The sequence below is a fragment of the Micromonospora sp. WMMD1155 genome, from assembly GCF_029581275.1.
GTDB lineage: Bacteria > Actinomycetota > Actinomycetes > Mycobacteriales > Micromonosporaceae > Micromonospora.
Genome location: NZ_CP120742.1, coordinates 166,814 through 181,561, shown reverse-complemented (window position 1 = coordinate 181,561; position 14,748 = coordinate 166,814). Strand labels below are relative to the sequence as shown.

The 14,748-nt window shown below is 67.7% G+C and carries 11 protein-coding genes and 1 tRNA gene; 2 read left to right on the top strand and 10 right to left on the bottom strand.

All coding sequences use genetic code 11. From position 1 onward, the window contains the following. Window position 1: 1 nt before the first annotated feature. Window positions 2–75: transfer RNA gene (locus tag O7617_RS00530), tRNA-Pro, on the top strand. A gap of 114 nt (window positions 76–189) precedes the next feature. Here the strand turns inward: O7617_RS00530 and O7617_RS00525 are convergent. The 3 genes from O7617_RS00525 to O7617_RS00515 all read right to left on the bottom strand — a co-directional run bounded on the left by O7617_RS00525 (window position 190) and on the right by O7617_RS00515 (window position 4,563). After that, the gene (locus tag O7617_RS00525; RefSeq protein ID WP_282260754.1) at window positions 190–1,407 is read right to left on the bottom strand and encodes a site-specific integrase; all 1,218 of its coding nucleotides are present in this window, start codon (window positions 1,405–1,407) and stop codon (window positions 190–192) included. A gap of 3 nt (window positions 1,408–1,410) precedes the next feature. Then, window positions 1,411–1,620 carry a helix-turn-helix domain-containing protein gene (locus tag O7617_RS00520; RefSeq protein ID WP_278145177.1) on the bottom strand — a complete coding sequence of 70 codons (210 nt, stop codon included), beginning with the start codon at window positions 1,618–1,620 and terminating at the stop codon, window positions 1,411–1,413. Between the two features lie 1,023 nt (window positions 1,621–2,643). After that, window positions 2,644–4,563, bottom strand: a complete 1,920-nt coding sequence (locus tag O7617_RS00515) for a hypothetical protein (protein ID WP_282260750.1) — start codon at window positions 4,561–4,563, stop codon at window positions 2,644–2,646. A gap of 136 nt (window positions 4,564–4,699) precedes the next feature. Here O7617_RS00515 and O7617_RS00510 point away from each other — a divergent pair, with 136 nt between their 5' ends. Next, entirely contained in the window at window positions 4,700–7,459 is a 2,760-nt protein-coding gene (locus O7617_RS00510; RefSeq protein WP_282260748.1) for a LysM peptidoglycan-binding domain-containing protein, read from the top strand. A gap of 1,683 nt (window positions 7,460–9,142) precedes the next feature. Here O7617_RS00510 and O7617_RS00505 read toward each other — a convergent pair. The 7 genes from O7617_RS00505 to O7617_RS00475 form a co-directional block, all read right to left on the bottom strand. After that, window positions 9,143–10,159, bottom strand: a complete 1,017-nt coding sequence (locus tag O7617_RS00505) for a C40 family peptidase (RefSeq protein WP_282260747.1) — start codon at window positions 10,157–10,159, stop codon at window positions 9,143–9,145. Window positions 10,160–10,234: 75 nt separating this feature from the next. Continuing rightward, the gene (locus O7617_RS00500) at window positions 10,235–10,444 is read right to left on the bottom strand and encodes a hypothetical protein (RefSeq protein ID WP_282260746.1); all 210 of its coding nucleotides are present in this window, start codon (window positions 10,442–10,444) and stop codon (window positions 10,235–10,237) included. 194 nt (window positions 10,445–10,638) lie between these two features. Beyond that, a complete protein-coding gene (locus O7617_RS00495; RefSeq protein WP_282260745.1) occupies window positions 10,639–10,968 on the bottom strand; it encodes a hypothetical protein in 330 nt (109 codons plus the stop codon). Between the two features lie 465 nt (window positions 10,969–11,433). Continuing rightward, on the bottom strand, window positions 11,434–11,835 hold the full coding sequence (locus O7617_RS00490; protein ID WP_282260744.1) for a hypothetical protein: 402 nt from the start codon (window positions 11,833–11,835) through the stop codon (window positions 11,434–11,436). Between the two features lie 118 nt (window positions 11,836–11,953). Continuing rightward, window positions 11,954–12,943, bottom strand: a complete 990-nt coding sequence (locus O7617_RS00485) for a DUF932 domain-containing protein (protein WP_282260743.1) — start codon at window positions 12,941–12,943, stop codon at window positions 11,954–11,956. Window positions 12,944–13,021: 78 nt separating this feature from the next. Continuing rightward, complete coding sequence (locus tag O7617_RS00480) at window positions 13,022–14,314, bottom strand: MarR family transcriptional regulator (RefSeq protein WP_282260742.1); 1,293 nt, start codon at window positions 14,312–14,314, stop codon at window positions 13,022–13,024. 175 nt (window positions 14,315–14,489) lie between these two features. Next, window positions 14,490–14,708 carry a hypothetical protein gene (locus O7617_RS00475; RefSeq protein WP_282260741.1) on the bottom strand — a complete coding sequence of 73 codons (219 nt, stop codon included), beginning with the start codon at window positions 14,706–14,708 and terminating at the stop codon, window positions 14,490–14,492. Window positions 14,709–14,748 lie beyond the last annotated feature (40 nt).

The window sequence follows — 14,748 nt, the reverse complement described above, 5'->3', positions numbered from 1 at the left end:
GCGGGACGTGGCGCAGCTTGGTAGCGCACTTGACTGGGGGTCAAGGGGTCGTCGGTTCGAATCCGGCCGTCCCGACAGACAAAAAAGCCCTGACCAGCGGAAACGCTGGTCAGGGCTTTAAGTTTGTCTATGGGGTTTTGAACCGCCCCCCGAAAACCCCCCTTTTACCGGGGTCGGCAACCAGATTTGTCATCCATGGGCATCGTTGGGTGCTGTGGGTGCGGGGCTGTGTCGCTTGCCGTGATCGGTGCCGAGTCGCTCGAGGATGTCCGAGACGTCCGGGGCTTGGGCGGGCTTGGCGATGTAGTACGTGGCGGTGACCTCCTCGCTGGAGTGTCCGAGCTGCGCTGCGGCGCTTTTCGTGTCGGTCTCTTCCTTGATGAGGGTGGCGACGGTCTTGCGGAAGGTGTGGGGAGTGACCCAGGCGAGGTCGGTGTCGGCGCGAGCTTCACGCCACTGACGGCGGACGTTGTTGGGTGACAGCCAGGTGCCGCGTCGGGAGGCGAAGATCGCGTCGTGGGGGTTGTCGGCGGCGACGAGCTTGCGGGCCATGATCATGCCGACGGCGAACCGGGGGAGGACGACCATCCGCCAGCCGGCGTCGCTCTTGGTCCAGGGTTGGCGGAAGAAGCCCTGGCCCTTGACGAAGACGAGCGTGCCGCAGATCGTCAGGGTGGGGCGTTCGGCGGCGAGGTCGAGGTCCTCCCATCGCAGGGCGAGGATCTCGCCGATGCGGGCGCCGGTAGCGAGCATCAGGTCGACGACGTCCGCCAGGTCGCCGCTGTGCCGTGGTCCGGGCTTTCCGGGGACGGGTCGCTGCCAGTCGCGGATAGCCGTCCGGACGGCCTGGAGATTCTCGTCAGTGAGGGCGACGACAGCGCGGCGGGGTTTGCGGAGCCGGCCGGTGTCGCGTACCGGGTTGGTGGGGATCGCGCCGTGGCGCACCGCTAGGGCGAACATCTGGCTTAGGACGACCTTCGCGCCTTTGGCTGCCGAGGGGCGATCCTTCGCGATGTCGCGCAGGAACCGATCCAGGCGCCCGACGCTGGCTTCTCTGATTCGCAGGTTGCCCAGGGCGGGCCGGATTGCGTTGCGCGCGCTGGTCTCGTATCGCTGGATGGTTTGTGGTGCGATCCGTTCCTCGGTGGTGATCTCTTCGATCCACAGGTCGGCGAGTGTGCTGACGCGGGTCTCCCGGGTGATCTCGTCGTCGTTGGGGGTGGTGCGGTCTCGGAGTTTGACCTTGAGCGCTCGTTCGGCGGCCGGGCCGGTGGTGCCGGTGGCCTCGATGTCGCGGGTCTTGCCGTCGTAGTCGCGGAACCGCGCTCGAGCGCGGAAGCGGTTGGGTCCGAGTTTCTGGGTGCGGATGTTGCCCCAGGTGCCGATGGGCAGTTCGGGTCGGGCCATGAGTCATCGCTCCGCGTCAGTGTGGTCGTCGAGCCAGCGTTCGACTTCGCTGCGCCGGTAGCGCAGGGTGTTGCCGACGCGGATGGCGCGGGGTCCCTTGCCGCGGCTGTGCCAGGCGTAGAGGGTGTTCTTGGGCTTGCCCAGCCAGGAGGCGACGTCGTCGATGGTCAGGAGAGGGTCTGGCCGCCATTCCGAGGCGGCGGGGCCGTTCATCGCCGGCCCAGCGTGTTGGTGCAGTCGGGCAGTCGGTGTCCCGTGACGCGGCCGGCAGGTTGCCGGCCACCTGGCGGGGCGGAATCGGAGGCGGTGTGGGGGTGGGGCGGGCATGGCTGATATGTCCTTTCAGGATCCCGCGGTGATTGGTGGCGGGGGTCGCTGTGGCTGCTGTGCCGGGTCGCGGAATTCATCGACTGTGAATGTTCATCCACCCGTCTTGTTCTTAGGGTGTCAAGCATCTCGTTGATTGCAGTAATGACGAGGTGCTGCGGGCATCGCGGCTTGTCTGGGCGAAAATAATCGTCTTGAATTGCAAGGCTCGACATCGGTGTCTTGCGCTTTCCTGCCGACTCTTCGCCGAGAAGTGGTGCGGCATTGCGGAGGGACACGCGAGGCTGAGGTGCGTAGAAGTTTGACGAGCAAGCGGTAGGACGCATCCGCGTGGCCCGCTCGACATGGGTGAGGGATCGGAAGTCTTGGAGGGTTCGCATGTTGTGGCCTTTCGGTGAGGTGTGGTGACCGCGTTCGCCCCGGCAGTGGTGCTTAGCAGCGACGTTTCGTACGTCTGCCAGGGAGGCCGAGTTGTTGGAGGACTTTGAGATCAGCAGGCTGACCGGGTTCTGGTCCTGTGTGCCTGAAGGGCCGGCTGGCTCGAAATTCCGCGACATCAGCCGCTCGGTGCGTTCCGCTCAGGCTCGGCCAGCGATCACGCTGGCCGAGCCTGATACCAGAATTCCGCTGGCTTGGAATTGACGAAAAGGTGAGTGCCGGTTGAGCATTTCACTCAACCGGCACTCATCCTTGAACTATGAATTGCATCCTGTGACCGTGGCCGCTTCGCCTGCCTCTCATCGACGAGTGGGTCAGGGCTTATCTAGTCGTTTGTTGAACCGGTGGGCTGCTGGCTTCGATGCCGCGGCGCGGTGAGGTAGGAAGCTGCGCAGATGGTCGATGCGATTCGCGTCGGTGTCATCCGCGATGTAGGTGCGGTGGTAGCGGCCCGAGTGGGTTCGCGATCCCTCAGCCGCCTGTCCGATCAGCGAGGCGGCGCAGCGCTGTTCCTGGCTGGGGGAAGGCAAGCCGCAGGGTGTGTGCGGTGAGTCGGATGCCCCACCAGGTGAGGGCGATGAGATAGCCGACGATGAGGGCGCTGGTGGTGTCGGCGGTGAAGACGAGGGCGTAGCCGACGGCGAGGCCGGGTGCGGTGATAGCGCGGATCGTGCGGCTGCGGCTGATGGTGAGGGCGGTGGCGATGCCGACAAGGGCTGCGCCGATGCTGCCGGCGATGGGGGCGATGGTGTTCGTGGAGATGGGTGTGGAGAGGGTGAGCGCGGCGCGCATGAGGTAGATGCCGGCGGTGGCGGTGATCGCGTGGGTGACGGCGGGGCGAGTCATGACGAGCCACGCGGGTAGTGCGTCGGCGGGGATGCGGGGCGCGGTGGCGGCGATGAGGGCGGCGCAGGCTGCGAGGGGCAGGGCAGCGCCGAGGGTCCATTTGAGGTAGGGGGTGTAGTCGTATTCGACGGCGGTGCCGGTGGCGAGGCCATAGAGCGCTGCGGTGATGATGCCGCCGACGACGGTGGTGAGGTAGCCGCGTCGAATGAGGCTGCCTGTGGTGGGTTCGGGTGTTGATGCGGTGGGTGTTCCGGCGAGCAGGGTGGTCGGGGCGAGGTGCGCCACGGCGAGCGCGGTGAGCATGACGAGGGCGCCGGCGGTGCCGAGTTGCGGTAGTGAGGTGCGGACGCCGACGACCCAGGTGCTGTAGGTGGAGATGTAAGCGGTGAGAACAGCTTGCAGGAGCAGGATCAGGGAACAGGCACCGAGCAGCAGGGCGCCGGTGAGGTCGCTGACACGTAGACGCACGCGGGGTAGCCGCGCGTCGGCCGCCGCGCCTGCTTCTTGGACGATGGTGAGGGGGAGTGCCCCGTCGGCGAGGGCGTGAGTGTGGTCGATGAGCGTGGGGGTTGTACCGGTGGCAGCGGCGAGCGTTTCGGCCAGCGCGGTTACGCCCAGGGCTGGTCTGAGGACCACCTGCGCGAGGTGCGTTGTGTCGATGTCGGCCGCGTCGAGGATTCCGCCGACTGCGCGGGGGATCTGGTCGAGGAGGGGCTGTACAGCGGCGGTGACGTCGTCGCGGGTGATGACGGCCGGTTGGCGGGGCACGGGCAGCAGGATCGGGGCTTTGTCTTGGGTCGTGAGTAGCTGCCGGGCGGTGCGGACAGATTCCAGGAGGGCACGTTCGACGTCTGCCTCGTTGCTACCGGCCGCGGTGATCGTCGCTTGGAGCGGGTCGGAGTCTGCGGTGGCCGCCTGGACGACGTGTTGGGCGATGAGGTGGTTGAGGCCATGAGCAAGGCTGATCTGCTGTGTCGCCAGTTCGCGGAAGCCGTCAGCGGCGGTCTGCAGGACGGTCAGGGTTGCCGGTTCGCGGTCTGCCTGGCATACCAGCACGCAGGAGCCGTCCGACATGGTTACGCCGAGCATCGTGGCGTAGGCGGCGAGGGCGGCGGGGGCGGTGACCAGGGCGGGAGGAGGAAATCCTGCGCGGGCTGCTGCCTCGCTGATGTGTCCGCAGCGGCGTGGTCCCCAGCTCGGCGGAATGGTCACGGTGAGCGCGGTGATCGGCCCGTTGACGTGGACGGCAGCGTGATGGGTGACGTGCCGCAGCACGGTGGCGAGTAGATCCACCGGGTCGGGTTGCGCTTCGTCGGCGGCGCTGATGGGCCGGCCGAGGAGGTCCGTCGGGTTATCGATGAACCGGTGGTCTACCGGCAAGGACATCGCGGTCGTGGTGTCGAGACCGACGTAGATTTCCCCTGCGGGCCCGATAACGACGCCAGGCGGCATAACGGGGCGACCGTCGATGAGGATGGGGATCTTCAGGCCTTGCCGGCTGGCAGTGGCCGCGATGGCCGACGAACTTAAGTCGATCGACAGCACAGTGCCCCCGCTTGGCATGAGGGGCAGTCTCGCCCCTGAGGGCAACCGGGTGTCAACCACGATCCGCAGAAAGTGACTCGCTGTACGCGGATGGTGAGAATCTCTCCCGATGGGATAGCCCAAGACACTCACCCTCGTGTATTTGGAAGATCGAGGATCAACGGCAGGGGGACGGGTGCCGCAGACGCGCCGGGGCAGAGTCGACAAACTCGCCGAGTATGGTGCACGAGCCACCGTCCGCACTCCGTTAGAAGCACGGCCGCGCCGCGCGAGGCGGTCCCTCGGAGGGGTCGTTCGCGGCGTCATCGGTGCCAGCCTCTTCCTGGTCACCATTCCGGCGCTGTTGTGGGCTGCGGGTGGGAACCCGATGCGCCGACTGCCGGCCTGGTCGCAGATCCCCGACTGGTTCGCGCGCTCCAGCGGGCGGTTCACCCCGGACTTCCTCATCGGCGCGGCGTTCTGGGCGATGTGGTTGCTGTGGGGCGTGTTCGCCCTGCTCCTGCTCGCCGAGATCCTCGCGGCGGTGACCCGCTGGCGTATCCCCATACTCAGGCTGCCGACCCCGTTGCACCGGCTCGTGTTCGGTCTGGCCGGCACCGCCGCGCTAGCCGTCACCCCCGCCGGCCCCCTCAATGCGGCGGCGCACGCGGACCGGCCGTCTACGCCCGCCACCGCGACGGAACACGCCGACGTTCCCCGGCAAGCCGCAGCCCGTGGACCCGCCGTCATCCACGTTGGCGAGCAGCGATACCTCTACACCGTTGAGCGACACGACACCCTGTCCAAGATCGCAAAGGAGTGGCTCGGCGACGCGAGTCGGTGGCCGGAGGTCTGCAGCCTGAACAAGCACCGCCACTTCCCTGTCGGCGGTGTGCTGCGTGACTGCGACCTCATCTACCCCGGCTGGGAGCTTCGCCTCCCTGCCGACGCCCGGCCACCACAAGCCGCCACACCCACCACACCCCGGTCAGGCCGGCCCGCGACACCACCCGCATTGCCGAGCGCCTCCCCGGACCCGCCCGATCCCACCGCGCCCCAACCGTCGACCACTACTCCCACCACCACGCGGTCCGCAGCCCCAAGCGGGCCCATTTCGTCGCCAACACCATCGTCGGGAATCCCCAACCCCGCCACGTCAGCGCCCGCCATAAACAGTCCAACAGCGGCCACAGACGACCAGGGTGTTGATCTGTCGGGCTCCGGCTGGCTGTCCTGGTCGCTCGCCGCCGCCATCAGCGCCGCCGCCGCGATGCTCTGGCTCCAACGCCGCCGTCGATACAAGGTCGAGCCTGACGATGATCCGCCCACCGATCTGCCCCCGACCGTGGCCCAGGTCCGCCGCGCCGTGGCTGCCCGTAACCCCGAGGCATCGGATACGAGCAGCGACGACGGCCAGCCGCCCGCTCTCGCACCCGAACTCGGGCTACTGCCAGGCGGCGGATCCGGAATCGTCGGAGACGGCGCACACGCTGCCGCCCGCGCCGCCCTCGTCGCCGTGCTGGCCTCCGGCGACCCGCACCAGCCCGACGCCCGCAGCGAGGTCGTCATCGACGTCACCACCCTGACCACGCTGCTCGGCCCGGACGCGGTGACCCTCCTCAGCCCATGGCCGCGCCTGCGCGTAACCGACAGCATCAACGACGCGCTCACCATGATCGAGTCCCGGCTGCTGTACCGCAGCCGCATCCTCGACGAACACGCCCTGACCGACCTTGACGAGCTGCGACGGACAGCGCCCGACGAGGAAGCGCTACCGCCCGTCATGCTCATCACCGAGACCCCACCCGCCAGTGCCCGCGTGCGCACCAAGGTCAGCCTCGCCTTGGGCGAGGGGCTGCACGTATCCGCAATGCTGCTCGGCGAATGGGCCTACGGACCCACCGTCGAAGTCACCCCGGACGGACACACCAGGCTCATCGCAGGGCAGCCCGCCGAACCCGTGCCGCCGCGCCTTCCGGTGCTCGAACCGGCCGCCGCCATCCAGATCCTGACCACGCTGCGCGAGGCGCAGACCGGCGAACCGCCCGCCATCACCTCACCAGCCGTGCCAGCCACAATCGTGCCCCTGCACGCCAGCCGCACCGAGATCACGCCCATCGCCACGGGCCGGGCTACCCCGACTACCGTCAAGCCCGCCGTCGACGCCGAGTCGGGGCGGGCGCGGCTGCGCGTGCTCGGCCCTCCGCGCATCGAAGGCATCACCGCCGAAGGCCGGCCGCTCCGAGCCAAAGCCCTAGAACTCGCGGTCTACCTCGCCGTCCACCCCGACGGAGCCGGCACCCGCGACATCGGCGAATACCTCGAACCCGACGCCCGCATCAGCCAAGCCGACCAACGCGTCCACACCAACGCCTCGAACCTGCGACACGTCCTCGGTCGCGCCGGTACCGCCGAGACCAAGAACGCCTACGTCATCAAATCCGCCGGACGGTACCTGCTCGACCCGACGACCGTGGACGTCGACCTTTGGACCCTGCGCGACCTGATGCGCAGCGCCACCATCGCCACCGAGCCGCGCCGCCGCGAACTCCTCACCGCCGCCTGCGACCTCTACACCGCACCCCTCGCGGAAGGCCAGGACTACGAGTGGCTGCAGCCCCACCGCGAGACGGTTCGCCGGTGGGGCACCGAAGCCCACCTACTGCTCGCCGAGGACTTGCTGGACAGCAACCCGCAGGCCGCATCTGACCTGCTCGACAAGGCCATCGGACTCGATCGCTACAACGAAGCCCTCTATGCCAAGGCGATGCACACCCGACATGCCCTCGGCGATGCCAGCGGCATCCGAACCCTGTTGCGCGCCCTGACCAAAGCTCTCGCCGACCTTGACGCCGAACCGCACGAAGACACCATCGCACTCGCCATACAGCTACGAAGCAGCCCGGACGAGAGCTGACCGTCTCCCGCCAGGCCGCACCGCGCACGTTTCAACGCCGTCCCCCCGGTCCGTTCGCCGCACCCCGTCCGGGCCCGTGCATCAGCACGTCGCCGTAGGCCGTCGAAACCGCCACCGCGCTTACCCCCCTTCCTGCTGCCGGCCCGACCAGCTCGACCTGGTCACCTCCGTGTGGCGGGTGTGGCGGGAAGCCGGACTTGTTCGTCCTCGTTTGGCCTGGGTCATGCGACGGCCACCGCCATCAACCTCCGAGGCATCGGTCGCCTCGTAGGCGGAGCCTTCATGCCACTCAGATCGTTCTTGGTTGCCGGCGCTGCGCTCGCCCCAGCACTTCATCAGAACCTCAAAGAACGGCGGCGGAACGCATCTGGCTCTCGATAACAGGCAATAGCATCCGCTCATGTCGATGAGCTGACTGTCGTAGGTAAGCCTGAGAGACGGTAGGCGTAAGTAGCCGTATGGGGAGAAGTCGCGGAACCGGCTTTCGGGCCGATCATTATTAGCTGTGGGCTCTTTCTGTAGTTTGAATAGCCTATAAATCGTCGAACTAACTTGCGTGTACCCCCACATGGCCGACCCTTGAGGGCTGGGAAATTCCTTCTCAGGGTGTTGTGGCTGGTCAGGGGACTTTAAGAGTGCGCCGAGTCGGCGTACCCATTCGCGTGCGACGATGAATGGCTTGCGAATGACGAGCGGCATGGCTACGGTTGGACTGGGCTCGAGTTCGATCCCGAGAATGTCGATGTACCAGTCCATGGAAAGGTGGCATCGCATGAAACCGATCATCGGAAGAGGGTGCAAGAATGGATCAAATAAGGCGCGCAGAAGACGTCGAAGATGACGGCGGCGTCCACGGTCGCTTCGTCTGGGTGGCTTACTGCCCCCGTCAGCAAGAGGAGATGCTGTCCGAGGCAGTAGGCGGGACGCTGGGGTGCTGGCGGTGTGAAAGGCAGCATCCGTGGGTGAGGAGGCAAGTGCCGCCGTCCGCACCGGATTGCATGCCCAAGCGTGAGTGAATGAGCCGGCGAAGGCCAGCCCTGTGGTCGGGACTGCGGAGGTACCTGCCGTGCTGAAGCGCGCCGGGGTTGACCTAAACCCCGGGCGCAACCCAGGCCTGACGGCAGAAGGCGAATGCCTGGGTCGGCCAATAGGCTCGCGGGATGACACACCGGCAGATGCTCTTGTCTGACCTCACCAACGAGGCGCTGACGTCCTGGCGCCTACTGAAGGCCACGCGCGGCCGGGAGGCCAAGGCATGACCGATCTTCGAACAGAGCAAACAACTCGCCGGGGCGACCGTGAGGCAACAGTTGGTGCTTCGACCGAGAGGTATTAAGCGAGTCGGTGGGAGAAAGACAGACACAGTTCGTCGTACACCCAGTCGAGCCGCCGGCACATCCGGTGCAGTCGGCGCTGCACATCGACCGGGTCGACGTGGCCCGTACCGGAGTTGGAGCTCGACAACCACCTCGTGATCGATCTACGCCCGAGCGAATACCGTGTCCGGGCGACGTACTGCGCCGATGGTGATAACTGGATGATCCTCGTTCAGCTTCAACCCGTCATGGACGCAGCCGGAGGCAGGCCAGGCTTGATCAGGACATCCGGATCTGCTGCGGTTCGCTCACCAAGGCTGCAGTGATGGGGCTCCAAGCGGGATCGAGGTGACGTCCAACGATGTTGTTACGGCCCAACCCGCCTGATGGCGGCGATCTGGCCCAACCAGTTGCTGAGCCGCGAAATCTTGACCACGTCGCCGGTTCTTGGCGCTTGAAGGATTAATTCCTTCCCGATGTACATACCGACATGGCGGGGATTGGCCCCGGTGCCTTGGCTGCCGGGGATGAACACGAGGTCGCCGGGTCGCAGAAGCGTCGGGTCGGCCACCGGCTGTCCGGCATCGACTTGGTCGGTGGTGACGCGTGGGATGGTGATGCCGGCGGCCCGGTAGGCCGATTGCATGAGCGAGGAGCAGTCGCATTGTTTGTCGGGGTCGCCGGAGTGCGGGTCGGTGCAGGAGCCGCCGAAGTGGTAGGGCGCGCCCAGTTGGTTCACGGCCCAGGAGATGGCGGTTGTTACGGCGGGTGGGGTGTTGGCGGGTAACGCGAACCCGGCGGGGAGCGCGTCCAGGGCGTCGGTGGCGCAGTCGGCAAGGGTGCTGGTCAACTGCTCTACGAGGTGCAGGGCGTCGTCGGTCCACGTGGCGTAGGCGTCAGGGAAGGCGGACACCTGGACGGCTTGCGCGGCCTGGGTGAGCGGCATCGTCTTCCAGCCGGGCACGGTCTGGAGCTTGTCGAAGAACGTGCCGGCCTGGTAGGCGGGCCTGGACAGTTGTGCGATGGTGCCCCAGCCTTGGCTGGGGCGTTGCTGGAAGACGCCGATGGAGTCGTGGTCGTTGCGGTCGCCGAGGAAGGGCAGGTTACGCAGGCCGGATTCCTGCATGGCGGTAGCGACGGCGACGATCCAGCCCCAGCGGGGTACGCCTTTGGCGACCCCGACGTCGATGATCGTGGCGGCGATGTCGAGTTGCTCCGCGTCCCATCGGCCAGGGCCGGGCGGCTGCCCAGAGGGGCGGCCGGGTGGGGCGGCGATGGCACATCCGCCAGGGCCGCCGCCGGTGACGTAGGACAGCAGCAGGAGGGGTAGGCCGAAACAGGCGATGACGACGACGGTAACGACACTGATGATGATCTTTGTCATGGTGGTGGCCTCTCGGGATAGCCGGAAGGGGTCGGTCTGCGTGCGGGTGCACGGCTGGACGCCGCGTCGTGAGTTTTAGAGGCGGTAGAGAACGGGGAGCAGCGCGGCGTGGGTCTTGCGGAGGAGACCGGTGAACAGGGTGCTGGCCGGGAACAGCGGGTCCACGTCGACGGGGGTGGCGTAGCGCCAGTCCCAATGGCCGGGCTCCAAGCTGGGCAGGTACCAGAGGGCGTTGGCGTCATCGAGGAACCCGACGCCGTTGATCTGTGGGGCGAGCGGGGTCATGGGTTGGCCAGGCAGTGGCAGTCGGGGTTGTTGTAGATCGAGCGCGGTTGGTCGTGGTGGATCGGGCAGCGGCAGTCGCAGGCGCGTTCGCGGGCGTTGCGGTAGGCGCGGTGCAGAGATGTCTTCCTTAGTCGTGAAGCACGAAAAGGTCGTCGTGGGCCGCCCGCATGGACGGCCCACCTTGAGCGGTCGGGTCAGTCGGTGGACGTGCCGAGGACGTTGGCGGCCTGGCGTAGCAGTTGCTCGATGACGGAGCCGGCGTCGTAGCCGTCGGCGCCAGTGTCGACCCTTGCGGCGTTGTCCCAGTCCCAAGTGCCCTGGGTCATGGCGGGGACGTGCCAGAGGTCTCCGCCCTGGTCGAGGAAGAATGCGCGGCCCAGCTGGTGGACCAGCAGCGTGAGTGGCTGGGTGGCGCAGGTGATGGTGCAGGCGCAGCCGGGCTCGTTGTAGGTGGTGCGCGGCAGGCGGTGGTGAATGATGCAGCGGCAGTCGCAGACCCTGCGCCACGGTGGCGTGTACGTCACGGGTTCCTCGGCAAGGGGTGAATGCGCGTACGCCTCGGTCGCCGCCGGCGTTGGGGCGGCTTCCGAGGCGTACGCGGTGGGTTGGGGGTGTCAGGCCGGCATGGGTTCGACGGCGGGATGGTGGAGGTGCCACGTGGTCGGGGGAGCAGGTCGTCCTGGATCTGGCGGGGTCCCTCGACGGTGAGCACGTAGGCTGGCAGTTGCGGCATGTGTTCTGCGTCAGGCGCGGTCGAGGCGGTGGGTCCTGTCGATGGGCAGCGTGGCGGGCGGCGGTTCGTTGACGCTTGAGGCTGGTTGCCCACGGGTTGGGGTTGTCGAGATGGGCAAGGCCGTTTGCGGCGGGCCTACGCTGGCACGTCCAAGGGGGTCGGGTGTCGCGGGGCGACGCCGCGATCAGCGCCTGCGCGGCGTCGATCGAGAACACCCACGGCCTGAAGTGGAACCATTCAGGTACGTGAGGGCCGGTTACTGGTGGTCCTTCTTCGCGGTGAGGCAGGTGTAGATCGCGATGCAGCGCAGGATCAGCTCGTGTGATGGCAGGGTCAGCAGCTGTTGCCGCTTGTCGTCGCGGAGGTGGTCCCAGATGAGGACGGTGACGCTGGCTGACCACAGGTCGACGAGGATGCCGTCGATCTTGGCGTGCTGCCGGTTGGCGACGATACGCCGCAGCGTGTCGATGAGCGTGGGATCTCCGGGTGGGTGGTTGGCGTCGTCGGGTCGGGCGGCTTCGGGGAGCAGGGTGTAGCAGTCTTCGCAGGTTGACTCGACGCTCGGCGGGTCTTCGGTCTCCCATCGCTGAACGTCGGCAGCGGGCAGCCCACACACCGACTGTCGGAGGTCGTGGGGGTGACGGATGTGGCGGATCATCGGCGGTCCGTCCGGTCTGACGCGCGCCGGGTCGTGCTCGGCAGCGCCATGGATGGTCCTCTGGGTGCAGGTCGGGGCAGCGGTCTGTGGACCGCTGCCCCGACGGGTCGAGGTGCGGTCAGACCTTCAGCAGGTCGAAAGCGGCCACCTTCAGCTCGCCGACGTTGCCGGTGAGCACCCGGTTGGCGCGGGCGAACTCGTTTTTGGCGGGCTGGTAGTGGTCGAGGTACTCGGTGATGGCCTGGTAGCCGGCCCACCGGGTGCCGGTGATGGCTTTCTGGGTGTCGGCCTCGCGGATCAGGTATTTGAGGGTGCCAAGGCGCTGCTTGGCGTTGTTGTGGGTCTGCTCGGACGCGGTGTCCTTGACCGGCCAGACCTCGGCGACGACTTTCTCGAACTCGCGCATGGTCAGCTCGGTCTGGAGCATTCCCTCGGCGGCCTTTTCGAACGTCTCCATGTATGTCCACATCAGGCCCAGCGCCTCGCGGGCCTGGCTGATTTGGGAGTTGACGTTGGAGGTGTGTCGGAACGTGTAGTGCCCGGCAGAGTGGGTAAACGCGGCGCGTTGGGTGTTCGCGCACACGACCCTGATCGGGCTGGCGTCCACCCGCAGCGCCGCGGTGCCGTCGTGCGAAGTTGTGCCAATCAGGTAGAGATCCAGCCGGTCCACTCCAGCGATTTCCATAGCCGTCGGCAGCTTCATCGTGACGAACACCGACTTGCCGCGACGGAGGCTGCCGGCTGTTTCGAAGTGGGCGCCGCCCACCTGATCGACGAGGCGGTCGAGCATCTCGGCGCACTGCTCGTTCTGGACCACGGTGTAGTCGGTGCCGACGATGCCCAGGTACTCGGTCTCGCCGGTGACCGGGTTGCGGCGCACGGTCATGCGCTTGTCGTCCGCGGGGATCTGCACCTCGACTCCGTCGACGATGTCGATGCCGACGGTGCGGATGGTCCGCACGCCCCAGTCGCCGAGCCGGGCGGCGGCCATGATCTCCTCGGCCTTCATCGTGTCCTGGGTGACGGTGCCCAGCTGGTGCCAGGCCGACAGACGTGCGCTGGCGAAGGCGGTCGTTCCGTCGACGAACGTTTCCAGTTCGTGGGGCACGGGGTTCTCCTTCTCGATATGCCCGCGGGGGCCGAGCGCACCCGCTCGGCCCCCGCGATGAGTTGGGGATGGTGGGGGTCAGGACTGATCGGCGTCGTTGTCGTCCAGGTCGGGGTGGTGCGCGCTGGTACTCCCGGTGGGGCTCGGGTCCGACTGGGCCGGGTAGGTGAAGGTCAGTGGCGCATCGGAGACCAGGAGGATCCGGCCGGCGGCGGCGGCCTTGGTGCAGTTGTTGCGGACGGCCCCGGAGCTGACCGCGCGGCCGAGCTGCCCGCTGATGGCGGTGGCGATGTCCTGTGGACTCATCGGCCGGCCCGGGTTCGCGGCCAGGACGTCGAGAGTCAGCTTCTCCAACTCGCCCCGGCCGAACGGCTGGCTGCCGTCGGCGTTGGCGGTCGCGTCACCGCGGCCCACACTCGCAGTGATGCCCGGCGCGCGCGGCGGAGTGCGACGGGGCAGGGTGACGACGTGGGTTTCGCCGTCCGGCGCGACGACGTGCAGCGTGCCGTCTGGGCGGATCAAGGGCAGCACCGCCGCCGTGGCAGTCGGCGCGGTCGCCAGGCCACGGATGACCTGGTAGCACAGCGGGCAGCGGGGCGGTTCCGGGTTCGGGTCGACCTCGCTGGCCTTGGTCGGGCCGGCGATCCACCGCTGCGGCAGGCCGGGCAGCCGGCGAGCGGCGTCAGCCTGCTCCATAGCGGTCAGCAGCCGAGAGGCGGTCGGGTGACTGATACCGCTCTCGCCCACGATCAGGTCCAGCGTGGCGCCGATGTCTCCGTAGTCGGCCAGGACGCCCTTGATGGCCATGACCTTGCGGTCACCAGGGCGGGCGGCCTGCACGACCGCGACGATCGGTGCCTGCTCGTCCTCGCCAGGGTCGGCGTCGTCCACGGTTGCGCCGTCGAACTCGGTCGCGTCGTCGCTGTCGCTGTGGCTGCCTGATTGGTCCGCCGTCTCGGTGTCAGGCGTGTCGACGGCGGCATCGCTGCCGTCGTCCGGTCGATCGGTCTCGGCGTCGCTGCCGTGGACCGCATCTGTGGGCTGGTGGCCTACCTCCATGTGCGGATGGTCTGCCGTGTCGTCGGGGTCCGGGTCGCCGATCTCGGTCTCGCCGGCCGCGTCGGCGGGCAAGAATGTATCGGCGTTGCCCGGCGTGGCGAGGGTCCACCGGGCGGGGGTGCCCTCGGCCGGATCGGCGTCGGGGTCCACCGCGACGATGACACCGGCGTCGGCCAGGGTCTTGATCGCCTTGTCGGTGGTCGAGCGGGCCTTGCCGGACTTGTCGGCCAACTCGTGGACGTCGCCCTGACCGAGGTCGGTCAGGGCGTCGAGGACGGCCTGCGTGGCAGGCGTCAGCGACAGCTGTTCCATCAGGGTTTCCTTCCGTGGGAACTGGTGGGCGCCGGGCACGGTGGCGTGCCGGGCGGTGGTGTGCCGGGTCGCGGGCAACGGTCAGGGCGGCAGGCGCGTGACGTGGTGCGCCGCCGAGGGGTGCTGCCCAGGCGCGGACGGGTGCTCGTGGGGTGGGTGGTGATGCGTCGGCCCGTCAGTGGCGGGGGAGGGCCTCGTCGGCCGCGGCCTGCAGGATGAACAGGCGGTTCTCGGTCGGGTCGCGGTAGATCCCGGCGTCGGCTTGGGACAGCGACAGCGGGTTGACGCTCCCGGTCGGGCGAAGCCTGGCGTCGGACGTGCTGCCCTTGATGTGGGGGACGTGTCCGGCGAGGTTCTGCCGGCGGCAGGAGTCGGTGTGCGGCAGAACGACCATGACCGTGGCGCCGGGGTTGCCGCAGCATCGGCCAGCCCGG